The organism is Jannaschia pagri (assembly GCF_019655435.1).
Taxonomy (GTDB): domain Bacteria; phylum Pseudomonadota; class Alphaproteobacteria; order Rhodobacterales; family Rhodobacteraceae; genus Jannaschia; species Jannaschia pagri.
Genome location: NZ_BPFH01000006.1, coordinates 73,414 through 92,755, shown reverse-complemented (window position 1 = coordinate 92,755; position 19,342 = coordinate 73,414). Strand labels below are relative to the sequence as shown.

Below are 19,342 nucleotides of genomic sequence, written 5' to 3'. Positions count from 1 at the left end.
TCGCTGTCACACGACGCCCCCCGAAGACCGGAGCCGCCATGCGCATCCTTACTCTTGCCGCCACGTTGATCGCCCTCGCCCTTCCGGCGCGGGCCGAAATCTCCGTGTCGGATATCAGCCGTTACCTGAACAGCTTCCGCACAGCCGGGGCCGCCTTCACCCAGGTGAATGCCGACGGGACGATCTCCACCGGAGATCTGACCTTGCGCCGCCCCGGGCGGGCGCGGTTCGACTATGATGAGCCGAACAAATCCCTGGTGATCGCGGGCGGCGGTCAGGTCGCCATCTTTGACGCGGTCACCAACACCCGTCCCGAGCAGTACCCCCTGAGCCAGACGCCCCTGTCGCTGATCTTGGCGGAACAGGTCAATCTGGGCCGCTCCGGCATGGTCGTCCGCCACGGCGGGGATTCCACCCAAACGGCGATCACGCTGCAGGACCCGGAAAACCCCCAATACGGCAACATTCAACTGGTGTTCACGCCGAACCCGGTCACGCTGCGCCAATGGGTCATCACAGACGATGCCGGGTCCCAGACCACCGTGATCTTGGGTGACATGAAGACCGACGTCTCCCTAGGGGCCGGGCTGTTCAATATCCCGCAGGAACTCCGGCGACGTGGTCTGACGGAATAGGCGTCAGGGCACCATCGCCTTGATCGCGGCCACATGGTCTGGCGCACCGACGGCCAGGGCCCGAGCGGCCGCGAGGGGGTCCGAGTCGATCCGGTCAATAAGACCGAAGGCCAGGGCCTCCTCCGCCGTTAGCCTGGCGCCCGCTGCCAAGATCAGCTTGGCCCGCGCGGGTCCGATCAACCGGGCCATGCGCACGGGATCGGACGGCTGCGGCAGGAACCCAAGCTTGGCCACAGGGTAGAAGAAATTGGCATGGGCCACCGCCAACCGCATATCGCAGGCCAGGGCCATGCCGAAGGCCCCTCCGGCGAGCGTGCCATTGAGGGCCGCGACCGAGAGGCACGGCGCGGCGGCAATCGCCCCCGAGAGCCGTTCCCAAGCGGGCGAGATGGCAAGACCTGCCTTCGCCGCCTCCAGATCGGCGCCCGCGCTGAACACCTTGTCCCCCGCACCGGTCAGGATCAGCAGACCCACATCCGAGCCCAAGCCCAGCACATGGTCGGCCAGCTCGGTCAACATCGCCTCGGTCAGGGAGTTGGCCTTATCGGCCCGGTCGATGGTCAGCGTCAGGATCGACCCGTCCTGCTCCGCCCGGATCACAGGGCCAACCCCATGCGGGCACGCAGGCCCTCGTCGCGCAGGCTCAACTCCGTGCCCTTCAGATCATCGGCCTCGGGCGAACACATCCAGACCAGCGCCTTGGCGGGCCACTCGGCGGGGATGTGGTCTTCCCAATCCAATTGGGCCACGGGGCCGACACCGCTGGCCTTGATGTCCCGCTGCATTTGCGTCGCAACGGTCCCAGGCGATAACCCCATGATGCGCAGGGTCTCTCCGTATTCGGCATGGGCCGCCTCGGTCAGCATCTTGGCCCCCGCCTTGGAGGTGCAATAGGCCGACCACCCCGGCAACGCCCGGTGCGCCGCGCCGGAGGAAATCGTGATCACTGTCCCCGCTCCCTGGGCCGCCATGATCGGCAACACCGCGCGCATGCCGTAATAGACGCCCTTCAGGTTCACATCGATCAGATGGGTCCAGGCATCCGGGTCCGTCTCTGCCAGGGGGCCGATCGGCGAAATTACGCCTGCGTTGCCCACCAAGACATCCAGGGACCCGAAGGTGTCCACGGCGGCCTGCACGCCCCGGGCCACTTCGGACCACCGAGACACGTCGCACGGCACGGCCAAGGCCCGTTCCCCGATTTCGCCAGCAAGATCGGCGATGTCGTCCACACCCCGCGCCATCAAGACCACATTGGCACCTTGCGCCGCGAAGGCCCGCGCGGCGGCTGCGCCAATTCCACGCGAGGCGCCTGTGATCAGCACTGTCTTAGAGGTGAGGTCAGGCATGGTTTCCCTCCGGTTGACCCCACTGCGGGGGTCGGAAATGGTGTTTTCAACAATTGGATATAGAAAGGTTCATCATGTCGAAACATGCGATTGCCACAAGCGCAGCCCTGCTGCTGTCGGCGACGCCGGTTCTGGCCGACTTATCCGCACAGGACGTCTGGACCGACTGGCAGCAGGTTTATGGTGCCATGGGACTGCCTCTGACTGCCGATGCCTCCTACGCGGATGGCACCCTGACCCTGGATGCGGTCACGATGACGACGGACCTTGGCGGCGTGGCAAGTTCCACCAGCTACGGGTCTCTGTCGCTGACGGAGCAGGCGGACGGCACCGTGCGCATCAATCTGCCCGCCAGCATGACCATGACGACCGTGACCACCATCGAAGGCGAGACCCTGGAACAATCCATCCAGTTCGATCAAGAGGGCTGGACGGGGGTCATCACCCAAGATGGCGAGACGCGGATCTACGACTTCACCGCCGACTCGCTTGCCTATATCTTCGATGACCTCGTCCCAGACCAAGGGGACGCGACCGTCGGTGGACGCGCCACGCTGACAAACCTGGTGTCGCGCTACGTCAACACGACCTCTGGCGACACGTTGACGACGGACCAGACCGTGACGGCGGACGGCATGGTTCTGACTATGGCAGCCGACGGGCCGGACAGCTTCGATTTGTCCTATGACCTGGGGGCAATCACCTCAGAAGGCACCGGGACGGTCGATTTGGCCAACATATCCACGACATCGTCCCTCTCGGACCTGGGCGCAGTCTTCAGCGGAGATATCCAGCACAGCGGCAGCACCCTGGCCCTGACCGCCATGTCCGAGGATGGGCCCTTTACGCTCAACGGCACGTCAACCTCCGGGCGCATTGGTTTTGACCTCAATGCAGATACGCTCGGATACGAGATTTCGTCAAAGGGCGCCGAGATGGCAGTCCAAGTCTCGGCTTTCCCGCTGCCCGTGAACCTGTCCATGTCCGAACTGACGACGGCCATCGCGATGCCGATGGGCGTCTCCGAAACCCCGAAGCCCTTCGCGCTGTCCTTGGCCTATCGCGATCTGGCGTTGGATGATGCGCTGTGGGGCCTGTTTGATCCCACCGGACAATTGCCGCGCGACCCGGCGACCCTGCTGCTGGACCTCTCTGGCACGGCGGTCATGAACATCGATCTCTTTGGCGGCGACCCGGAGGCCCTGGCCGGTCTGCAGGGGGCACCGGGCGAGGTGAAAACCCTGGATCTGACCCAACTGCGCCTGGCCCTGGCTGGTGCGGAATTGACCGGCGACGGGGCCGTTACCTTTCCGTCACCCGGGCCGCTTCCCATGCCCGTGGGCAAGGTGAACCTGGGTCTTACGGGCGGCCTGGGCCTGTTGGACAAGCTGGTGGCCCTGGGGTTCGTCCCGCAGGAACAAGCCGCGTTCATCAAGGGCATGTCCGGCGTCGTGGCCAAGCCCGTGGGCGAAGACGAGCTGGTGTCTGAGATCGAGTTCACCGAGGGCGGTGGCATCACGGCCAACGGCCTGCCGCTGCAGTAAGCGCCGCCGCGCACAACACCCGAAGGGCCCGCGCATCCCCGCGGGCCCTTTGCCAATCTGCGGCCCCCTTGTGACCGGGCCCTTGCAGCGCTACCTCCGTACGATCCGGCGTTTTGCCGCCCTCCCGGAGCTTGCCCCATGACCGATGCCCCCCGTGACCTGTCCACCCTGACCGATGCTCTGTTGGCGGCTGCCACGCGCGCCGGGGCGGATGCGGCGGATGCCATCGCGGTGGATGGGACCTCGGTTTCGGTGGACGTTCTCGGCGGGAAGCTGGAACAGGCCGAACGGTCCGAGGGCATCGACATCGGCCTGCGGGTGCTGATCGGCAAGCGACAGGCCTGTGTCTCTGCCAGTGATACCAAGCCAGACACCCTGACCCAAATGGCGGAGCGGGCGGTCGCCATGGCCCGCGAAGCGCCAGAGGATCCCCACATAGGCCTGCCCGACGCCGACCAACTGGCCCAAGATTGGGATGTGGCGCGGCTTGACCTTGTGGACGATGCCCCGCCGTTGACGCCTGCCGAATTGCAGGACATGGCCGCCCGCGCCGAAGCGGCAGCCCTCGCCGTCGAAGGGATCAGCCAGGTGGGCTCCGCTGGGGCGGGCTACGGTGATCGCCGTCTGCACCTGGCCGCCACCAATGGGTTTCGCGGCGGCTATCGGCGGACGGGCACCTCGCTCAGTTGCGTGGCGATCACGGGCGAAGGCACCGGGATGGAACGAGACTACTACGGCGACAGCCGCCTGCACCGGGCCGACCTGGACAGCCCCGAAGACGTGGGCCGCATCGCCGCCGAACGGACCCTTGCCCGCCGTGGCGCGACGAAGCCACCCACGGGCGCCTATCCGGTCCTCTATGATGAGCGGGTGGCGAGCACTTTGATCGGTCACTTATTGGGTGCGATCAACGGCGGATCAGTCGCGCGCGGGGCCAGCTTCCTGAGGGACTGCCTGGGCGAAGCCGTCCTGCCCGACGCGCTGACCTTGACCGAAGACCCCACCATGGCCCGCATCTCCGGCAGTCGCCCCTTTGACGGCGAAGGCCTGCCCGTGGCGCGGCGCGATCTGGTGCGGGACGGTGTGCTGCAAGGCTGGGTTCTGGATCTGGCCACGGGACGCAAGCTGGGCCTGGACAGCACGGGCAACGCCATGCGCGGCACCTCTTCCCCGCCCAGCCCAGGCGCGGGCAATGTTGTCCTGACCCAAGGCGCTGCCAGCCGGGACGACCTTATCGCGCAAATGGGCACAGGGCTGGTCGTCACCTCCATGATCGGCTCGTCCATCAATGCGACCACGGGCGACTATTCCAGGGGGGCCTCTGGCTTTTGGGTCGAGAACGGCGAGATCACAGGGGCCGTGAACGAATGCACCGTTGCAGGGAACCTGCGGGAGATGCTCCGCTCGCTGATCCCGGCCAATGACGCGCGCACCCACGTAGGTCGCCAAGTCCCGTCTTTGCTGGTCGAGGGCCTGACGATTGCGGGCAGCTGATAGCGTCTCCTACACCGACGATCTGAGCCTTCTGACGGAAGCGGCGCGCGCAGCAGGCGAGATTGCGCGCCATCATTTCAAGCGGGATCCGCAGGTTTGGGACAAGGCCGACAACCAGGGGCCCGTGACCGCCGCAGATCTGGAAATCGACCGGATGCTGCGGCAACGCCTTGGCGACGCGCGCCCAGGGTACGGTTGGCTGTCCGAGGAAACACCGGATGCGCCGGATCGCCTGACGCGGGAGCGGGTGTTTGTCGTGGACCCCATCGACGGGACCCGTGCCTTCATCAAAGGCGAGGACACCTTCAGCCATTCCCTGGCCATTGTCGAAAACGGCAGGCCCGTTGCCGGAGCCGTCTATCTTCCCATCAAGGACCGTCTCTATGCGGCGGCACTGGGCCAGGGCGCCACCCGCGACGGCGCCCCCATCACGCCCTCTGGCCGGACCATCCTGGACGGGGCGGAGGTGTTGGGCACCAAGCCAAACTTTCAGGACCAACATTGGACAGGTGGGCGCCCGCCGGTGACCCAACGGTTTGTGTCGTCCCTGGCCTTTCGCCTGGCGCTGGCCGCCGAAGGGCGGTTCGATGCGATGATCACCCTGCGCAATGCCTGGGAATGGGATATCGCGGCAGGGGCGCTCCTGGTGCAGGAGGCGGGCGGTTTGGCCCAAACCCGCCGAGGCGCCGCGCTGCGCTTTAATAATGTGCATCCGCAGGTTGACGGCGTCGTCGCGGGCACCCGGGCTGTCCAAGGCGCCTTGATCGCGCGGCTTGCGTGACAGCCGGACGAACCGACGCTAGACGGGGGCCGCGACTCAACCACCCCATCCCTTCCAGGAGATTTCCATGGTCCAGCGCCTGCACCTCGTCTTTGGCGGCGAGCTTGTGAACCCCAGTTCGACCAAGTTCGCGGATGTCGAAAAGATCGATATCGTCGGCATGTATCCCGACTACGACAGCGCCTACAGCGCCTGGAAAGGCGCGGCCCAACGGACCGTGGACGACGCGCATATGCGTTATTTCATTGCCCATATTCACCGCCTGCGGGACGAAGAAAGCCCCGCCTCGCCAACCGAAGAGCTGGGCTGACATCGGTGGCGCGCTCGCTCCTCCTGGGGGCCTATCTGCTGTTCTCGAACAGGGCCATGGGCTACGCCGACCGCAAGTTGGCGGAGCGTCTGGCTGCGGGAAAAGAGGATCCGGCGCGCCTGGACGAACGCCGGGGCATAGCCTCGGCGCCGCGGCCGAACGGTCCGCTTATTTGGCTGCACGCGGCCAGCGTTGGAGAAAGCGTCTCGGTGCTGGAGATGATCCGGCGCATGGGGGACGAACGGCCCGATCTGTCGTTCCTGATTACCTCCGGCACGGTGACCAGCGCCGAAGTCCTGGCCAATCGGCTGCCACCGCGCGCCATTCATCAATACGTCCCGCTGGACGTGCGCCCTTGGATCCGGCGTTTCCTAGACCATTGGCGGCCCAATGTGCTGGTCCTCGCCGAGGGGGAGATATGGCCCGCCCTCCTGTACGAGGCCAAGGTGCGCGACCTGCCCGTGGCCCTGATCAACGCCCGCATGACCAGCGAGGCCCATGGGCAATGGTCCCGCTGGGCGCGCGGGGCCGCGCGACAGGTCTTGGCCAAGATTGATCGCGTGCAGGCCCAGGACGACACCACGGCCCAACGCCTGCTGAGCCTGGGGTTGCCAGCGGATCGCTTGGAGGTGACGGGCACGCTGAAGGAAGGCTCCAAGGCGCTGCCGCATAACGAACCGGAGCGGGTCGATCTGGCAAATGCTCTGGCCGGGCGGCCCTGCTGGCTGGCAGCTTCCACCCATGAGGGCGAGGAAGTCGGCGCCGCAGAGGCCCACGCCCATGCGCAGCGGTCCTGGCAAAAGCTCCTGCTGATCATCGCGCCCCGGCACCCGGACCGGGCGGATGAAATCGTCAGCGGCCTGCGGCTGGATGGCTGGCGGGTGGCGCAGCGGTCGAAGGACGATCCCATCGCCCTCGACACCCAGATCTATGTGGCCGACACCATTGGAGAGATGGGCCTTTGGTATCGCCTATGTCCCGTCAGCTTCATGGGCGGGTCGCTTGTGCCCGTGGGCGGGCACAACCCCTTTGAGCCCGCCGCCTTGGGCAGTGCGATCCTGCATGGCCCTCACGTTAAGAATTTCGCCGACATCTATGCGCGTTTGACCGAGGCGGCAGCCGCGCGCCAAGTGCAGGATTGGGCCGATCTGGGCACCACACTGGCCCATGTCCTTGAGCCTGATGAGGCGGCCAAGATGGCCCATGCCGCTTGGGAGGTCTGTTCCTCCGGTGCGGATGTGACGGAACGGGCGATGGACCTGCTGTTCGCCCTGCTCGATGGCGTCGAGTGATGCGAGCGCCCGACTTTTGGACCAGACCGCCTGGCCTTATCTCGACGCTGCTCTGGCCCCTGTCGCGCCTCTACGCGGCCGGAACGGCGCGGCGTGTTGCAAGGCCCGGGGCCTCGGTCGGCGTGCCTGTGATTTGCGTCGGCAACCTGACGGCTGGGGGGACCGGCAAGACCCCGACGGTGATCGCCCTGGCCCAGCGGCTGGCGGAGAGGGGCGTGGCCGCCCATGTGGTGTCACGCGGATATGGCGGGGCGGCTACGGGTCCGGTGCGCGTGGATGCGCTGACCCACACCGCCACAGACGTGGGTGATGAGCCGCTGTTGCTCGCTGCCTTTGCCCCGACTTGGGTGTCCAAGGACCGATTGGCGGGCGCTCGGGCCGCTGTGTCGGCGGGGGCGCAGGCGATCCTATTGGATGATGGCTTCCAAAACCCGGCGCTGACCAAGGATCTATCGATTGTGGTCGTGGATGCGGGCGTCGGGTTTGGAAACGGTCGGGTCATCCCGGCGGGTCCCCTGCGGGAGCCGGTGGAGACGGGTTTGGCACGGGCGAATCTGACCCTGTCCATCGGACCAGACGAGGATCAGGAAGGCTTGCACCTGCCCACCCCGCCCACGCGACTCCGTGGCAAACTACTGCCGCTGGCCACCGGCATGCCTTGGGAAGGGCTGCCGGTCTTTGCCTTCGCAGGTATCGGACGACCGGAGAAGTTCTTTGAAACCCTGCGCGGCCTGGGGGTGGACCTGCGAGGGACGGAGTCTCTGGCGGACCATCAACCCCTGACCCCCACCCTTCTGCGACGTCTGGGGGAGCGTGCCGCCAAGCTGTCGGCCCAACCGGTGACGACGGAGAAAGATGCTGTCCGCCTGCCCCCGGCGCTGCGAGGCAGGGTCATGACCCTGCCCGTCCGCTTAGAGATTGAGGACTTAGCGCCCCTGGACGCCGCGCTGGACCGCATCGGCCTGTAGGGCGCACGAGGGCGCGCCCCGAACGGCGCCTCCCTCACCCTGCGGGAAGGGAGGACGCGCATCCGCCTTAGCTGCTGGCTTCGTCCACCAACTGGCCAATCTGCGACAGGTTCATATTGCCCGAGTGCATGTCGCCATTGATCAGGAAAGATGGGGTCGAGCGGACGCCATCGCGGGTCGCGTTCTCTTGGTACCAACCATAGAGACCCTCGGCCATGGCGGCGTCTTGCAGACACGCGTCGACCTGGCCCTGGCTCAGGCCGGCTTGCAAGCCAATCCGCTTGAGGCTGTCGGCCACGGCGGCGGGATCGCCCTGACGCGCCCAATCGCCCTGACCGGCATAGATCAGATCGGCAATCCCAAAGTAGTTTTCCGGCCCGGCGCACCGCGCAATCATCGCCGCCCAGAGACCGTAGCGGTCGAAGAACACCTCACGATAGATGAAGTGCACCTTACCGGTATCGATATACTCCGCCTTGAAGTCCTTGAACGTGTCCGAGTGGAATTCGGCGCAGTGGGGGCAGGTGTAGCTTGCGTACTCAACCACCGTGACCGGCGCGGAGGGATCCCCCAGCGTAATGTCCGGGATGGCAGCCTGGGCGTGGGCGACCCCCGTCGTCAGACCAGCGGCGCCCCCCATGGCGGTGCCTGCGGCAAGAAGAGACAAGAGGTGACGGCGGCTCAGCATGGAATTCTCCCGAATGATCATGGGCGTTGCTTCGATATGATGTTTGCGGCCAGGCGTTCAAGCGACTGGCGCAACCCCTCGTCCCCCACGGCGCCAGTTGTTGCGCGTGCTTCGGCCAGAACCTCGGGCGAGGGCGGGGTATGTTTGGCCTTTGGGCGGGCTGCGAACTGCGCCTGCCCTTCGGCAAATCCGGTTGGGGCGGTCTGGGTAATGGTGATCCGGCTGATGGCCTTATAGCCATAGCAAGCGTTCACCCGTTCCAAGAGGCGCGGCACCTGCATCTGTAGCATCTGTGCCTGGGCGCCAGTGGTCAAAACAGTCAAAACTGCGCCGAAACCGCCCCTGGGATAGCCGACCTTGACCGGGCGACAGATTGCAGCCGTGTCCGTGCCGACGATCTCGGCCCAATGGGTCAAAAGACGGGATTCGGAAAACCCACGGCTTTCGCTCAACCGTTTGATGTCACGGTCGATCAGAGCCGATACACGGCGCGAACCTTTGCGGGGGGCTGACACGTCGGGGCTTTCTCCTGGGGCTGCCAAAGCCTACATCACGCAGGCTCACTTGGAACGTCACGGGGGGTCACGGATGCGTGAAGGTTTGGCACAGGTACTGTTGGATTGGTATGACGACAATGCCCGTGTGATGCCATGGCGCGTGGGACCGGCTGATCGCGCCCGGGGCCAGCGACCGGACCCCTATCGAATCTGGCTGTCAGAGATCATGTTGCAGCAGACCACCGTCGCCGCTGTCCGCGATTACTTCGTGCGTTTCACGAACCGGTGGCCACGGGTGGAGGATCTGGCCGCTGCCGAAGACGCCGAGGTCATGGGCGCTTGGGCTGGCCTTGGGTATTACGCGCGGGCGCGGAACCTGCTCAGATGCGCGCGCGTCGTGGCGGAGGAGTTGGACGGTCGCTTCCCGGACACGGAGGCGGAGCTTTTGAAGCTGCCGGGAATCGGGCCCTATACGGCAGCAGCCGTCGCAGCCATCGCCTTTGACCGCCCCGCCGCCGTGGTCGATGGAAACGTGGAACGGGTGATGTCTCGGCTCCGGCTGATTGAAACGCCTCTGCCGGACGCGAAACCCGCCATTCGCCAAGCGGCGGAGACTTTGACCCCGATTGAGCGCCCCGGGGATTACGCCCAGGCTGTGATGGACCTGGGCGCCACCATTTGCACGCCGAGGAACCCCAGTTGCATGTTATGCCCCTGGCGCAGCCCCTGCGCCGCGCGCGAGGCCGGCGTCGCAGAGACCTTGCCGCGCAAGGCCCCAAAAAAGGCCAAGCCCGTGCGCCGCGGCTATCTCTACTTGGCGCAAAGGGGTGACGACTGGCTGCTGGAACAGCGCCCGGACAAGGGTCTGCTTGGGGGCATGTTGGCCTTTCCGACCTCGGACTGGGGCGAGGCACCGACCCCGGCCCCCCCTGCCCTGGCCGATTGGCGCGATGCGGGTGAGGTGCGCCACACATTCACCCATTTTCACCTGATACTGCGGGTGATGCAGGCCGATGCGCCGGGTCCACCGTCACGGGGGGCCTTCGCTCCGCTAGACCCCAAGACCCTGCCCACCGTGTTCCGCAAGGCGCACAAGCTGGTGACGCAAGGTCGCACTGGCCGAGATTGAGCGCGGCGGGCAGGCTTTGCTAGACGTCTGTTAACGCTCATCGAGTAGGCCGCGCCCATGTCGATCCACGCTGTTCCAGATCAAAAGATCCGCAACCCGCTTCGGGCGTTGCCGTTCTGGTCGTCGTTGACCATGGTCCCGGTGATTTGGACCAGTGCGGTTCTTGGCGGGTGGTGGGTGCTGGCCGTCCCCGTCTACGCTTGGGCGGCCTATGCGGTCCTGGATGCTGCCGCTGGGTTGGAGGAGGGGAACGCCGACCCTCTGATGGATCGCTCCGGGCTCGGCTGGTACCGGGCGATTACGCTGATGTGGGCGCCCATCCAAGCCGCGACGCTCTTTTCTCTGATTTGGTACGTCCCCCGCGCGGATCACCTCGGCGGGTGGGAAGCCCTTGGGCTGTTCTTCGGCGTGGGCGTCATTTGCGGAACGATTGGCATCAACTATTCCCATGAACTGATGCACCAAAAACCCCGCCTGGACCGGTGGTTGGCCGATATCCTGCTGGCGATGGTGCTCTACTCTCACTTCCGGTCTGAACACCTTCTCGTCCATCACCGGTACGTGGCAACGCCCCGCGACCCGGTCACGGCGCGATACAATGAAGGCTTTCACCGCTTCTATCCCCGTGTCTTGCGGCAATGCTGGCATTCCGCCTGGGCGGCAGAAGGCGCAATGTTGGCGCGCAAAGGCCTGTCCCGGTGGCACCGGTCCAACCCCTTCTGGCGCTATTGGGCATTGCAGTTTGTGTTTCTGGCGTTGGCCTTCGGCCTGGGCGGGGGCCTGGGGCTGGCTCTGTTCCTGGTGCAAGCCGGGGTCGCGATCTGGCAATTGGAACTGGTCAACTACGTGGAACACTATGGGCTGACGCGGCGCCACCTGGGCGACGGAAAGTACGAACCCGTGCGCCCCCACCATTCTTGGAACTCGGCCCAAAAGGCCTCGAACTGGCTGCTGATCAATCTGCAGCGGCACTCCGATCACCACTACAAACCTGACCGACCGTTCCCGCTGTTGCAGACCTATTCGGCGGATGAGGCACCACAGCTGCCTGCGGGCTATCCGGTGATGACGGCGGCGGCGATGATTCCGCCCCTATGGCGCCGGATGATGAACCCACGCGTCAGGGCCTGGCGCCGGACATGGTATCCCGACATCGAGGATTGGACCCCGTACAAGCAGGGCACCAACCCGCTACCGCGCTGACATCTGCCGGATGAGTCGCCAGACGTAGTACCCAAGGCCCAGTGCCACCATCGCGTAGAGGATGGGGTCGAGGTAGTCCGCGATCCGATCATACTGGGCCTGCAAGACATAGCCGAGGATCGCAAGGAAGCTGATCCACAGCGCCGTTCCCGCCGTCGTTGCCACCAGGAACGGCAGAAAGGTCATCCGCGCCACCCCCGCCGGAACCGAGATCATGGAGCGGGGCCCCGGCAACATGCGCGCCAGGAACACCGCCCAAAGCCCGCGCTTGCGAAACCATTTGCCGGTCTTGTCCACATCCTCGGGGGACACGGTGAACCAGCGTCCATATTTACCGGCGAGCTTCCGCAAGCGTCGTTCGCCCACGCGGAGGCCCACCCAATACCAAAAGACCGCCCCAAGCGTAGAGCCGAAGGTTCCGACCGCGATGACGGGGATCAAGCGAAAGGTTCCTTCGGCGGCGAGGAACCCCGCCAAGGGCACCAGGACTTCGGAGGGAATTGGCGGGAACACCGTCTCGACGAACATCAACCACCCGTAGGCCAGGTATCCTCCACGCGCGATCAGATCCGTGATCCACTCGAACATCCGTACCTCCTTTGGGCTGGGGCCAAGATCCTTCGCGGAAGGATCTTTCGGAAGTTTTCACTGAAAACTTCGGGAAGGCTTTTCACCGAAAAGCCTTCTTGCGCAGGTCATCGAAGGCCCGCAGTTCCGAAATGAGACCCGCCATCTGGTCGACGGGGATCATATTGGGCCCATCGGAGGGCGCGCTATCGGGGTCCTGATGGGTCTCTATGAACAAAGCGCTCACCCCGACGGCGCAGGCAGCACGAGCTAGAACCGGCGCGAACTGTCGCTGCCCCCCTGAACTCGCCCCCTGCCCTCCGGGTTGCTGAACCGAATGGGTCGCATCGAAAACCACCGGGTAGCCCATCGCCTCCATGGTCGGCAAACCACGGAAGTCACTGACCAGCGTGTTGTACCCGAAGGAGGTCCCCCGTTCACAGAGCAGGATGTTTTCGTTCCCAGTGCTCACCACTTTGGCGGCCACATGGCTCATATCCCAAGGCGCTAAGAACTGTCCCTTTTTGATGTTGATGACCCGTCCGGTCCGACCAGCGGCCAACAGCAAATCCGTCTGACGACACAAGAACGCCGGGATTTGCAGGACATCGCAAACCTCACCCGCTGGGGCGCATTGGCTGGGGTCGTGGACATCGGTCAGGATCGGGCAACCAAATTCGGACCGGATCAGGTCCAGAACACGCAGGCCCTCCTCCATCCCCAATCCCCGGGTCGCATCAAGGGACGACCGGTTGGCCTTGTCGTAACTCGCCTTGAAGACAAAGCGCGTGCCCGTCAGGGCGCAGGCCTCGGCGATCCGCTCGGCCATCATACGGGCGTGGTCCAGGCTTTCCAACTGGCAGGGGCCAGTGATCAAGGCGACGGGATGGTGGGCGCCCACAGGGATGCCCGCGATCTCAACGACCTTTGAGTGAATGGCGTCCACTAGGCGGCTCCTAACACGGCTTCGATACGGGCAACGTCGGCGGGGTTGTTAAGCTCCCAAAACACGCGGCCACGGGCATCTACCTCAACGCAGGCCACTGGGGCGCCATTCTCCAAAAAGCGGAGTTGTTCGAGCCCCTCGCGCTGCTCCAACACGCCCTCTGGCCAGGTGATGTAGTTGCGCAGGGCTGCGGGCCGGTAGGCATAGACACCCACATGGTGAAACACCGGAATGGGGTCGGGCAGCTTACCAGGATCGATGTAGGGGATGACTTCCTTAGAAAAGTAGAGGCCACGCAGGTCGCGGTCGAACACGGCCGTCGTGCCCCCCACGCGCCCGTTGCGACGGTCTTCGGTGAACATCTCGTAGGTCTGGCGGTCGCACCGTAGGACGGGCGTCGCGACCTGCGCGCCCGGATCCTGCGCCATGCGCTCGATCAGAGCTTCGATGAACCACGGCGGGGTGAGCGGGGCATCCCCTTGCAAGTTGACCACAAGATCGGCGTCGATCTGGTCCAGCGCCTCAGCGCAACGTTCTGTCCCATTCCGCGCCTCGGACGACGTCATGAGCACCGACGCGCCGAAGTCCTCCGCCGCCGCTCGGATCCGTTCATCATCCGTGCAGACGTGAATGGCGTGGGTGCCGGGTACGCGCTGCGCCGCCTCCCACGTCATCTGGATCAAGGTCTTCGCGGTGCCATCCGCTTGGCGCAAACTGGCCAGGGGTTTACCGGGATACCGGCTGGACGCATAGCGCGCGGGGATCAGGATGGCAGTCTTCATGCGACCCCCGCCCGCAGCAAATCATGGATATGCAAGATGCCCACAGGGCGCCTCCCGTCACAGACAATGGTCACGTTCAGCTTGCGCTCATTGAGGATCGCCAAAGCCTGCGCCGCCAGCATATCCGGCGGCACAGTCAAGGGATCGGCGGTTGCGACATCGGCTGCCGTTCGCCCCATCAAATCAGCCATGTTGCGCCGCAGGTCTCCGTCAGTGATCACACCCGCGAGGTCACCCTCAGAGACGACGACCGCCAGGCCCAAACCGACCGATGTCATCGTCAGCAGGACCTCGGACATAGGCGTGTCAGGGGCCACCACAGGGAGGGTTCCGTGCATCAACTTTGCCACCTTGGCCATCTGCGCGCCCAGTTTGCCGCCAGGGTGGAAGACCCCGAAATCTTCGGCTCGAAAGCCCCTGCGCCGTAGGAGGGCGACCGCCAAAGCATCGCCCAGGGCCAATGTCATCGTGGTGGACGTGGTCGGGACAACACCGATCCCACAGGCCTCGGGCAAGGCGGGAATGGTCAGATGCAGATCAGCGGCCTGCATCAGCGTCGACTGCTGGCGCGACGACAGCCCGATCAATGGCACGGAGAAGCGGCGGGTATGGGCAATCATATCCCGAAGTTCAGCCGCCTCGCCGGAATTCGAGATCATCAGCACCGCGTCTTGGGCGCCGATCATACCCATATCGCCATGGCTGGCCTCGGCCGGATGCACGAACAGGGCCGGGGTTCCTGTGGACGCCAGGGTCGCCGCGATCTTACGGGCGATGTGGCCAGATTTGCCGATCCCGGTGACAATGACCCGGCCTGGCAAACCCGCGATCCGTTCCACAACGGCATCGAAATCAGCGGGCATGGCGTCAGCCAGGGCGATTAAGGCCGCCGCTTCTGTGCGAAGCACCTCCTGGCCGGTATGGGTCGCGTTTGTCATCCCGACGGCAGATAAGCCGGGCCGCGCCATGGCGCAACTGCCGGGGTCGGACCTAGATCGCAATCCGCTTGTCTTCGGGGACGAGCGCGTTGATCTGCGCGATATGTTGCGGCAGGCAGACAGACAGGAAATCGTAGGTTTCGATTACGTGTTTCCGCGCCGCGCGCCCGAGGTGGGCGAACTTGGCTGGGTCTTCGAGGACAGAGACCACTTTGGCGGCCAGGTCCTGCGGCTGGAAGAAATCTGCAAGCAGACCTGTCTCGCCGTGCGTGATCGCTTCGCGCACGGGGGCCACGTCACTGGCCACGACGGTCGCCTCCATCGCCATGCTTTCCAGCAAAGACCAGGACAGGACGAAGGGCATGGTCAAATAGATGTGGCAGCGGCTGATCTGGATGATCTTTTGGAAGTCCCCATAGGGCACCTGCCCCAGGAAATGGGTCCGATCCCAGTCGATCAGATGTCCGACCTCCGCCTCCATCTCGGCGCGGAATCCACCGGGTTGATCGCTCTTCTTGCCGTAGGACGTATCGTTGCCCCCGACCACCAAGACCCGTGCGTTGGGGCGCGCCTTCAGGATATGCGGCAGCGCCCGCATAAACACATGGAACCCCCGCGTCCGCTCCATGTTGCGCGCCACGTAGGTGAAGATCTCATCCTTGCGGCTGACTTGCCCAACGCGGCCGAGGTTCAGCGTCACGTCGGGGTTGGGCTTCAGCTTATCCGTCCGGATCCCGTCGTGGCAGACATACAGCTTGTCGCGAAAGGCCTCCGGGAAGCAATCGCGCTGCCATTTGGTGGGGGCCAGCCCCTGATCGACGACGTTCAAGTTGGTGAACGGGACCGTATTGCGCGCCTGCATCAGGAACGGGGTGGTGCTGGATGCCGGATCTTCGGGGTCGAAGCCGACGGGGCCCCCTTTGGCCAAGTAAAAGTATTCGAAGAAGCCGAGGATTGGACTGTCTGGATAGACGTGCTTCATGAACAGAAGTTCGCCCCAGCCGGTGTGGCCCAGGATCACGTCAGGCACGAAGCCCCGCGCCTTCAATTCCTGGGCGGCAAGCGCGGCGCCATAGCCCATCCCCGCCGCCTCTTCCCACACGCGGCTCAGGCCGTAGGCATCCTTGGCGGGTGTATGGTGCGACCGGTACACCACTTTGTTGACGCCCGGCACCTCCGGGTAGTTGCGGCGTTGCGTCAGAAACACCAATTCATGGGTGCCTTGCTGGATCAACCAATCCAGAAGCTCCCGGTATTGGCCGGGCATGTTTTGATGCACCAGAAGGATCTTCATCGGTGGGTCACCTTGGTCATGAACTTGCAAAACGGTGCATGCCATATCGCAGAGCGGTCTGAAACTCCGCAAAGGCCGCGATGCCCGGTGCAATCACCGGACGCGCCTAAGATTACGGCGCCGGACCGACCACCATCGTTACGTCCTGCAAACCGTCAATCTGCCCATGCAGCCTGTCGCCAGGTTGCACGGGGCCGACACCTGCTGGCGTGCCCGTCATGACCACATCCCCCGGTCGCAGATGGTAGAGGCGCGACAGGTCTGCCAAGATTTCGGGGACGCTGTGGACCATATCGGAAAGGATCGCCGACTGACGCAGGGTGTCATTCACGGTCAGCGTGATTGCGCGGTCACCGATCTGCTCGGTCGAAGGAACCGCCGTGAGGGGACCAAGCACAGCCGCCCCTTCGACATCCTTGCCCGTGTCCCAGGGGCGGCGCTTGGATTTTGAGACAGCCTGGAGGTCGCGGCGAGTCATGTCCAGCCCGCAGCCGTAGCCAAGAATTGCGGCCCCGAGGTCTGCCGCCTTGGTCCGAAACAGCGGCCCGCGAAGGGCGACGACCAATTCCATCTCGTGGTGATAGTCCTCCGTGCCCGGCGGATAGGGCACCGTCTGACCGGACGCGACCGCATGCGTCGCTGATTTCGTGAAATAGAAAGGCGCCTCACGGTCCACCTCTGATCCCATTTCAGCGGCATGGGCGGCATAGTTTCGCCCCACGCAGAAAACCCGACCGACCGGAAAACCCCGCATTTGCCCTACGACTGGCAGGACGAGAGGTGGCGGAAGGTCAAACAGCAGGTCTGTCATATGGGTCTTTCGTCATTGGGCCGCGCCAGCGTGCGCAGCCGCGCGTCTGCGGGACGTCGATTTTGAGGCGTGCCTAGGCGGGACTCGGCTCCACATCGGCAGGCACCAGGCGATGCGGCTCAACGGCCGAACGATCATTCGCAACAACGACATCGGCCTTGGGCTTATGCTCAAAGCTCTCGATACGGCTGGCCACAAGGTCGCGCAGTCCATCGCTGTCCCCAGCGGCCAAGGCGCTCCGCAATTCGCGGAGTGTCCGCGCCATTTCCCATTCCGATAGACACGCCTCACGGACGCGGAAAATCTTGCGGTGGGCCGTCGGTCGTTCAGATCCGTCTAGGAACAGTTCTTCTTCAAGCTTCTCGCCCTCACCGAGACCGATGAACGTGATCTCGATATCGCCATCCGGGTTTTCATCGGACCGAACCGTGTGACCCGTCGCTTCAATGGCTTGGACGGCAAGATCGAAAATGCGCATGGGTTTGCCCATGTCGAGCAGGAAGACCTCTCCGCCTTCGGCCATGGCACCGGCCTTCAGCACGAGGCGCGCGGCCTCGGGGATGGTCATGAAGAAACGGGTGACGTGTGGGTGGGTGACGGTGACGGGTCCACCCTTTTGGATCTGATCGTGGAAAATCGGCACGACCGACCCCGACGACCCCAACACATTGCCGAACCGCACCATGGAAAAGATCGGGCCTTCGCCCTCGGGGACACGGCTGGCCAGATCTTGGATGACCATCTCGGCAAAGCGCTTGGAAGCACCCATGACGCCCTTTGGACGCACGGCTTTATCCGACGAGATCAACGTGAACCGCTCGACACCCGCAGCCACCGCCGCTGTGGCCAGGGTGTGCGTTCCCAACACGTTATTGGCCATGCCGGGCAGCGGATTCTTCTGCACCAAGCTCACGTGCTTGTACGCCGCAGCGTGCAAGATGACCTCGACCGAATGCTCCGCCAAGACGTGTTTCACTTGGCGCCCGTCCGTCACCGATCCCAGCACAAGCACCAGTTCAACACCGGCATCGCGCGCCAGCGTCCGCAGCGTTCCTTCGACGGTGAACAACGCAAATTCGCTCAACTCGAATAGCACAAGCTTGCGCGGACGGCATTCGATCAGCTGGCGGCACAGTTCCGACCCGATGGAGCCTCCAGCGCCAGAGACCAGAACCGTTTTACCCGCATAGCTGTCCGTGCCTTCGCCCAAAGGGTTTTCCACCTGGGCCCTGTTGAGGAACATCTCTGGGTTAACAGTTTGCAGCTTGTCGATAAGCTCTTCGTGGCCAATGAGCTGGCTGAAGGACGGGATCAGCTGAACCTCCAGCCCCAGCTTCTGCAAGCGGCGCGCAATCTGAGATTGTTTTGGCGGGCTAAGCGATGGGATTGCCAGCAACACACGGTCGATCTTGCGGGTCTCCACAATCTCTTGGATCCGGACGGGCGTCATGACGGGTAGGCCCGCGATCGTCATCCCCTGGAGCGCGCGGTTGTCATCAACGAAGGCAACCGGATCAATGTCTTTGTGCGCTTTGAACGCATGAACCAGCTGCACACCTGTCGTGCCGGCACCATAAATGAGCACCCTACAGACTTCTTCACCGCGCCGGTACACGGCCAAAACGATGTTCAGTAGCACAACGCGCGAGATCGTCATTGAGGCGAAGACGATGATCCCAAAGACGAGCACGAACGATATGGGCACGACGTTGCCCAATAGGATCGTCAACACCACCGAACTGAGCGTCAGAAATACCGCCATGGCCGCCACGCGCCCCAGGGCTGTGGCGTCGAAATCCGACAGCTGCATGTTTGGGATGTTGAGGATCGTCAAAAAACCCGCCCCGAGGAGGCCGACATAGGGCACGCCGACAACCAACAGGGTCCCCAAGTCGATCACATCGGCGGGCAACGGATGCATCAATGTAGCGACAGGCAGGGCCAGGACGATCAACATCAGGTCTATGATCAGGAAGATCCGTGCCTTCTGTTGGCGGTTTAACGCCTTAATTATTTTGAGCATAAACACACCCGTCCCCGTCTTTCCCACGGAGGCCGCACCCAGAAGATGCCGCGCCCGACCGGCGAGCACGACAAGACTGCTTCGCTCGGCA

The 19,342-nt window shown here is 64.1% G+C and carries 20 protein-coding genes; 9 read left to right on the top strand and 11 right to left on the bottom strand.

Annotated features, from left to right (window positions below):
- Positions 1 to 38: 38 nt before the first annotated feature.
- Positions 39 to 635: a LolA family protein gene (locus K5R33_RS15410; RefSeq protein WP_220749961.1), complete on the top strand. Its 597-nt coding sequence runs from the start codon at positions 39 to 41 to the stop codon at positions 633 to 635.
- A 3-nt stretch (positions 636 to 638) separates the two neighbouring features.
- Here the strand turns inward: K5R33_RS15410 and K5R33_RS15405 are convergent, their stop codons facing one another.
- Positions 639 to 1,235, bottom strand: a complete 597-nt coding sequence (locus K5R33_RS15405; RefSeq protein WP_220749960.1) for an enoyl-CoA hydratase/isomerase family protein — start codon at positions 1,233 to 1,235, stop codon at positions 639 to 641.
- Positions 1,232 to 1,984, bottom strand: coding sequence for an SDR family oxidoreductase (locus K5R33_RS15400; RefSeq protein ID WP_220749959.1), 753 nt, complete (start codon positions 1,982 to 1,984; stop codon positions 1,232 to 1,234). Before K5R33_RS15400 ends, K5R33_RS15405 begins: the two co-directional genes overlap by 4 nt.
- Positions 1,985 to 2,058: 74 nt before the next feature.
- Between K5R33_RS15400 and K5R33_RS15395 the strand changes: the two genes are divergently transcribed.
- The 6 genes from K5R33_RS15395 (at position 2,059) to lpxK (ending at position 8,373) form a co-directional block, all read left to right on the top strand.
- Complete coding sequence (locus K5R33_RS15395) at positions 2,059 to 3,528, top strand: DUF2125 domain-containing protein (RefSeq protein ID WP_220749958.1); 1,470 nt, start codon at positions 2,059 to 2,061, stop codon at positions 3,526 to 3,528.
- 138 nt (positions 3,529 to 3,666) lie between these two features.
- Positions 3,667 to 5,022 (top strand): TldD/PmbA family protein, encoded by a 1,356-nt coding sequence (locus K5R33_RS15390; RefSeq protein ID WP_220749957.1) that lies wholly within the window; start codon positions 3,667 to 3,669, stop codon positions 5,020 to 5,022.
- Positions 5,009 to 5,803 (top strand): inositol monophosphatase family protein, encoded by a 795-nt coding sequence (locus K5R33_RS15385; protein WP_220749956.1) that lies wholly within the window; start codon positions 5,009 to 5,011, stop codon positions 5,801 to 5,803. Before K5R33_RS15390 ends, K5R33_RS15385 begins: the two co-directional genes overlap by 14 nt.
- 67 nt (positions 5,804 to 5,870) lie before the next feature.
- A complete protein-coding gene (locus tag K5R33_RS15380; protein WP_220749955.1) occupies positions 5,871 to 6,113 on the top strand; it encodes a DUF4170 domain-containing protein in 243 nt (80 codons plus the stop codon).
- A gap of 5 nt (positions 6,114 to 6,118) precedes the next feature.
- A complete protein-coding gene (locus K5R33_RS15375; RefSeq protein ID WP_220749954.1) occupies positions 6,119 to 7,405 on the top strand; it encodes a 3-deoxy-D-manno-octulosonic acid transferase in 1,287 nt (428 codons plus the stop codon).
- Positions 7,405 to 8,373, top strand: a complete 969-nt coding sequence (gene lpxK / locus K5R33_RS15370; protein WP_220749953.1) for a tetraacyldisaccharide 4'-kinase — start codon at positions 7,405 to 7,407, stop codon at positions 8,371 to 8,373. Before K5R33_RS15375 ends, lpxK begins: the two co-directional genes overlap by 1 nt.
- A 67-nt stretch (positions 8,374 to 8,440) precedes the next feature.
- Here lpxK and K5R33_RS15365 read toward each other — a convergent pair whose 3' ends face one another.
- Positions 8,441 to 9,061: a DsbA family protein gene (locus tag K5R33_RS15365; RefSeq protein ID WP_255588503.1), complete on the bottom strand. Its 621-nt coding sequence runs from the start codon at positions 9,059 to 9,061 to the stop codon at positions 8,441 to 8,443.
- Between the two features lie 17 nt (positions 9,062 to 9,078).
- On the bottom strand, positions 9,079 to 9,576 hold the full coding sequence (locus tag K5R33_RS15360) for a DUF721 domain-containing protein (RefSeq protein ID WP_255576483.1): 498 nt from the start codon (positions 9,574 to 9,576) through the stop codon (positions 9,079 to 9,081).
- A 73-nt stretch (positions 9,577 to 9,649) separates the two neighbouring features.
- On the opposite strand from K5R33_RS15360, the gene mutY reads away from it, so the two are divergent.
- Positions 9,650 to 10,687 (top strand): A/G-specific adenine glycosylase, encoded by a 1,038-nt coding sequence (gene mutY, locus K5R33_RS15355; protein WP_220749951.1) that lies wholly within the window; start codon positions 9,650 to 9,652, stop codon positions 10,685 to 10,687.
- Positions 10,688 to 10,744: 57 nt separating this feature from the next.
- Entirely contained in the window at positions 10,745 to 11,890 is a 1,146-nt protein-coding gene (locus tag K5R33_RS15350) for an alkane 1-monooxygenase (protein WP_220749950.1), read from the top strand.
- Here K5R33_RS15350 and K5R33_RS15345 read toward each other — a convergent pair.
- From K5R33_RS15345 to K5R33_RS15315, 7 genes are all read right to left on the bottom strand, one after another.
- Positions 11,879 to 12,478, bottom strand: a complete 600-nt coding sequence (locus tag K5R33_RS15345; RefSeq protein WP_220749949.1) for a DedA family protein — start codon at positions 12,476 to 12,478, stop codon at positions 11,879 to 11,881. The genes K5R33_RS15350 and K5R33_RS15345 overlap by 12 nt on opposite strands.
- Positions 12,479 to 12,560: 82 nt before the next feature.
- Positions 12,561 to 13,394 (bottom strand): 3-deoxy-8-phosphooctulonate synthase, encoded by an 834-nt coding sequence (gene kdsA, locus K5R33_RS15340; protein ID WP_220750098.1) that lies wholly within the window; start codon positions 13,392 to 13,394, stop codon positions 12,561 to 12,563.
- A gap of 8 nt (positions 13,395 to 13,402) precedes the next feature.
- Entirely contained in the window at positions 13,403 to 14,185 is a 783-nt protein-coding gene (locus tag K5R33_RS15335) for a 3-deoxy-manno-octulosonate cytidylyltransferase (protein ID WP_220749948.1), read from the bottom strand.
- A complete protein-coding gene (locus K5R33_RS15330; protein ID WP_220749947.1) occupies positions 14,182 to 15,123 on the bottom strand; it encodes a KpsF/GutQ family sugar-phosphate isomerase in 942 nt (313 codons plus the stop codon). The genes K5R33_RS15335 and K5R33_RS15330 overlap by 4 nt, the downstream gene beginning before the upstream one ends.
- 52 nt (positions 15,124 to 15,175) lie before the next feature.
- Positions 15,176 to 16,417, bottom strand: a complete 1,242-nt coding sequence (locus tag K5R33_RS15325) for a glycosyltransferase family 4 protein (RefSeq protein WP_220749946.1) — start codon at positions 16,415 to 16,417, stop codon at positions 15,176 to 15,178.
- A gap of 112 nt (positions 16,418 to 16,529) precedes the next feature.
- Entirely contained in the window at positions 16,530 to 17,228 is a 699-nt protein-coding gene (locus K5R33_RS15320; RefSeq protein WP_220749945.1) for a fumarylacetoacetate hydrolase family protein, read from the bottom strand.
- 73 nt (positions 17,229 to 17,301) lie between these two features.
- Positions 17,302 to 19,251 carry a nucleoside-diphosphate sugar epimerase/dehydratase gene (locus K5R33_RS15315; RefSeq protein ID WP_220749944.1) on the bottom strand — a complete coding sequence of 650 codons (1,950 nt, stop codon included), beginning with the start codon at positions 19,249 to 19,251 and terminating at the stop codon, positions 17,302 to 17,304.
- Positions 19,252 to 19,342 lie beyond the last annotated feature (91 nt).

Coding starts and splice junctions, on each gene's coding strand:
- K5R33_RS15350 (WP_220749950.1), top strand. CDS start 10,745: ATGTCGATCCACGCTGTTCCAGATCAAAAGATCCGCAACCCGCTTCGG.
- lpxK (WP_220749953.1), top strand. CDS start 7,405: ATGCGAGCGCCCGACTTTTGGACCAGACCGCCTGGCCTTATCTCGACG.
- K5R33_RS15380 (WP_220749955.1), top strand. CDS start 5,871: ATGGTCCAGCGCCTGCACCTCGTCTTTGGCGGCGAGCTTGTGAACCCC.
- K5R33_RS15395 (WP_220749958.1), top strand. CDS start 2,059: ATGTCGAAACATGCGATTGCCACAAGCGCAGCCCTGCTGCTGTCGGCG.
- K5R33_RS15345 (WP_220749949.1), bottom strand. CDS start 12,478: ATGTTCGAGTGGATCACGGATCTGATCGCGCGTGGAGGATACCTGGCC.
- K5R33_RS15315 (WP_220749944.1), bottom strand. CDS start 19,251: ATGCTCAAAATAATTAAGGCGTTAAACCGCCAACAGAAGGCACGGATC.
- K5R33_RS15390 (WP_220749957.1), top strand. CDS start 3,667: ATGACCGATGCCCCCCGTGACCTGTCCACCCTGACCGATGCTCTGTTG.
- K5R33_RS15410 (WP_220749961.1), top strand. CDS start 39: ATGCGCATCCTTACTCTTGCCGCCACGTTGATCGCCCTCGCCCTTCCG.
- K5R33_RS15365 (WP_255588503.1), bottom strand. CDS start 9,061: ATGCTGAGCCGCCGTCACCTCTTGTCTCTTCTTGCCGCAGGCACCGCC.
- mutY (WP_220749951.1), top strand. CDS start 9,650: ATGCGTGAAGGTTTGGCACAGGTACTGTTGGATTGGTATGACGACAAT.
- K5R33_RS15330 (WP_220749947.1), bottom strand. CDS start 15,123: ATGACAAACGCGACCCATACCGGCCAGGAGGTGCTTCGCACAGAAGCG.
- K5R33_RS15400 (WP_220749959.1), bottom strand. CDS start 1,984: ATGCCTGACCTCACCTCTAAGACAGTGCTGATCACAGGCGCCTCGCGT.
- K5R33_RS15325 (WP_220749946.1), bottom strand. CDS start 16,417: ATGAAGATCCTTCTGGTGCATCAAAACATGCCCGGCCAATACCGGGAG.
- K5R33_RS15320 (WP_220749945.1), bottom strand. CDS start 17,228: ATGACAGACCTGCTGTTTGACCTTCCGCCACCTCTCGTCCTGCCAGTC.
- K5R33_RS15335 (WP_220749948.1), bottom strand. CDS start 14,185: ATGAAGACTGCCATCCTGATCCCCGCGCGCTATGCGTCCAGCCGGTAT.